This is a genomic window from Intestinibacter sp. (genome assembly GCF_034113885.1).
Classification (GTDB): Bacteria; Bacillota; Clostridia; order Peptostreptococcales; family Peptostreptococcaceae; genus Intestinibacter.
Genome location: NZ_JAXEWM010000068.1, coordinates 1 through 2740, shown reverse-complemented (window position 1 = coordinate 2740; position 2740 = coordinate 1). Strand labels below are relative to the sequence as shown.

The following is a 2740-nucleotide window of genomic DNA, read 5'->3' as shown; positions in this document are numbered from 1 at the left end:
ATATATTTAATTTTTTTACATTCTTCTTTCTGTACTTTATTCATTTTATCCTCCCTTTTATAACCTTACTCTAAATATTTATCTTTCCAATTATCTTTATTTCTTTTTTCATCTTCACTAATACTTTTTGAAATTTTTATTACTACATAAGTACTTATTATCATAACCCATACTATAAATACTACTAAAACTATTAATAATATTATTTTCATTTTAATCTCCTTATAAAACTAGAGTTTTTAATTCTTATGTTTAAGGGGCATTTCTGCCCCTAGGTTGATTACAAACTTTCCTAAATTAAGCTTCGCTTTGAGTAGCTTGGCTATTTTTTTGAAGTCCTGTTTTTCCGTTAAGTTTGTAATTTTAGTTTATAGACTTTTTCGGTCTAATACTTCTTTAAGAAATCTTCTAAGTCTTCCTTCATGCTCCATCAGTTCTAGGTGCTATTTATTCTCTTTGAAATACTCTAAGTTTTTCCTCTTCTCTTGGAACAACTTATTCAAAATGCTTTTAATTCTTCTATAGGTTAGATAATATAAAATCACTTGTAATGTTGCCACTACACATAATACTGTTAAGGTATCCATTTGAATTCACTTCTTTCTTTTTCCAAAGCTTTTAATTTATCATTGATATATTTATCTTTGTTAGTGTAACCTTTTGACATCATAACCCTATATAACCTTTTAGTATCTTCTGGGCTTAATTCTATCTCTAGGTACTCGCTTTTTAAGTTGTAGGTCCTTCTTTCTTTTTGAAGTTTCTTAATTGTGTAATCTGTGTAAAAGTCCAATACTATCAAAGGAATTAATAGAAATATAATATAAAATATCCACAAGGCTGCTATAAGCCACTCCATAAATTCTATTTCAAACATTGCTTACCATTCCCTTTCTAATATTTCATATGGTTCTGATAGCATGTTTGTGCTACTTTCTAACCTCTCATAAGGTTCATATATACACTTGGTTCTGATGTACTGACTTATATTCATTCCTAATCTTGAGGCGTATGCTTCTAGCCTATCCTTTTCTCTTTTGGATAAATGCACTTTAATAGTCTCGCTTTTGTAATTTTCATTTGATACCCTTCTAAGCTTCATACTCTCTTCAACTCCTTCCATGTAATGCTCCTGAATTTCCTCCATGCTCTACTCCACCTATTTTTTAAGCTATTTTAGTATTAATAGTGGTACATTGTACCCCTTTTATACCCCTATTTATAAGTGGAGTATAGCTTTTCTTAGATTAATTCGGGATTCTCATATATATTTCCGACAACTTCTATTTGTCTTGGATATAAACAATCAAAATCTGTTGTTACAAAATCCATTGTTAATGTAAATTCTGCATTATTTGAATCCCATTCCACCTTTCGTAATTCTTCTTCATCATCAATCCTTACTATATCTTCCTCATAAATTTCTACTCCATCCTTATCCTTAATTCCAGTATATTGCATTACTTGGTAAGGTCTTTGCTCTGGAGTACCAGAAAATACTTCCCACATAGGCAAACTCATAATATCTCTATATTGCAACATTCTTTTATTCGCAATATCCCATGCTCTGAATTTAATGTCTCTATTCATCAAATTTCCCTCCTATCTCAATTTAAAATGGCATTTCATCAACATAATTCCTCTTCATTTCTGTAATATAAAGGAACATAGCCATTGTAAACTCTTAAGAAAGCAACAGGTTCTTCTCCATCCTTTACTGGTTTTTTAATTTTTAAACACCTGCTTTTGCTTAACCATACATTAGCTTTTTGAATATAATTTGCATATCCAAAGTCCACCATAGGTAAGCCTGTTGCTCTGCAAGACTTAGCTGTATAACATTTATACCATGAATTATACTCTAGTTCATCCAAAATCATTTTCTATCCTTCTCCTTACTATAGTTCAAAACTTATCTGTCCATCTAAAACTTTATTATCAACTATATCATCAATATCAAGGCATCCATTATATATTTCTTCAAGGCTTCTTTTCTTTTTCCAAGTATGTCCTAGCTTTATTTCAGCATCTACATACTCTTTCATTTTTTCTGGGTATCTTTTTATATTTTCCCAGGCATGCTTATCACTCATAAACATACAACCCATACAGGAACATCTTCCTAAATACTCATAACAAAAATGAGGTTTTAATTTAAGTTCTTTTCCCCATTCAAACATCTTACCTTTTTCATAATCCAAACAAGGTCTATACCAATGACATGTAAAATCTGCAACTCTTTTAGTTTTTAATGTTGTGCTATGATATTCTAACTCTGGAAGCTTTGCTCTGCCTCTACTTTCATCTCTACGTTCTCCAGAAATAAATAAACATTTAGGACCAAGTAATTTTCTATTTGCTCTTATCCATTTATCTGTTATTCCAGTTTTAAGATATGCTGTACACCATCTATTTTTCATATCTGGCCACATGAATCTTTCTGTAAGCAAAAGTTCTAAGAAACCTTTAGGATGTTGTAGTAATATTGGTTTTACTCCTATAAATTTTGCTGTCTTATAAAACATTTGTATATTTTCTGGATACTCAAAGCCTGTATCACAATATAACAAAAATATTTTATTTTTATCAAAATTCTTTAATGCCCAATAAAGAGCTCCTGTACTATCTATTCCATTACTATAGCTGACAATTATGCTAGTATAATCACTTTGTAACCCTTCTTGCACTATAATCTTTGTCCTTGCCATTGTTATGAACTCCTTTTACATAGCCATTAGTT

The 2740-nt window shown here is 30.3% G+C and carries 6 protein-coding genes; all 6 read right to left on the bottom strand.

The genetic code is table 11. The features are described from left to right. Nucleotides 1–65 precede the first annotated feature (65 nt). The 6 genes from SPD90_RS04325 to SPD90_RS04300 all read right to left on the bottom strand — a co-directional run bounded on the left by SPD90_RS04325 (nucleotide 66) and on the right by SPD90_RS04300 (nucleotide 2708). Nucleotides 66–212: a hypothetical protein gene (locus tag SPD90_RS04325; RefSeq protein WP_320924420.1), complete on the bottom strand. Its 147-nt coding sequence runs from the start codon at nucleotides 210–212 to the stop codon at nucleotides 66–68. 362 nt (nucleotides 213–574) lie between these two features. Next, nucleotides 575–877, bottom strand: coding sequence for a DUF2852 domain-containing protein (locus SPD90_RS04320; protein ID WP_320924419.1), 303 nt, complete (start codon nucleotides 875–877; stop codon nucleotides 575–577). A gap of 3 nt (nucleotides 878–880) precedes the next feature. Beyond that, complete coding sequence (locus SPD90_RS04315) at nucleotides 881–1102, bottom strand: plasmid mobilization protein (protein WP_320924418.1); 222 nt, start codon at nucleotides 1100–1102, stop codon at nucleotides 881–883. A 140-nt stretch (nucleotides 1103–1242) separates the two neighbouring features. Then, the gene (locus SPD90_RS04310) at nucleotides 1243–1590 is read right to left on the bottom strand and encodes a YopX family protein (RefSeq protein ID WP_320924417.1); all 348 of its coding nucleotides are present in this window, start codon (nucleotides 1588–1590) and stop codon (nucleotides 1243–1245) included. 38 nt (nucleotides 1591–1628) lie between these two features. Continuing rightward, nucleotides 1629–1880, bottom strand: a complete 252-nt coding sequence (locus SPD90_RS04305) for a hypothetical protein (protein WP_320924416.1) — start codon at nucleotides 1878–1880, stop codon at nucleotides 1629–1631. An 18-nt stretch (nucleotides 1881–1898) separates the two neighbouring features. Further along, nucleotides 1899–2708 (bottom strand): phosphoadenosine phosphosulfate reductase domain-containing protein, encoded by an 810-nt coding sequence (locus SPD90_RS04300; protein WP_320924415.1) that lies wholly within the window; start codon nucleotides 2706–2708, stop codon nucleotides 1899–1901. Nucleotides 2709–2740 lie beyond the last annotated feature (32 nt).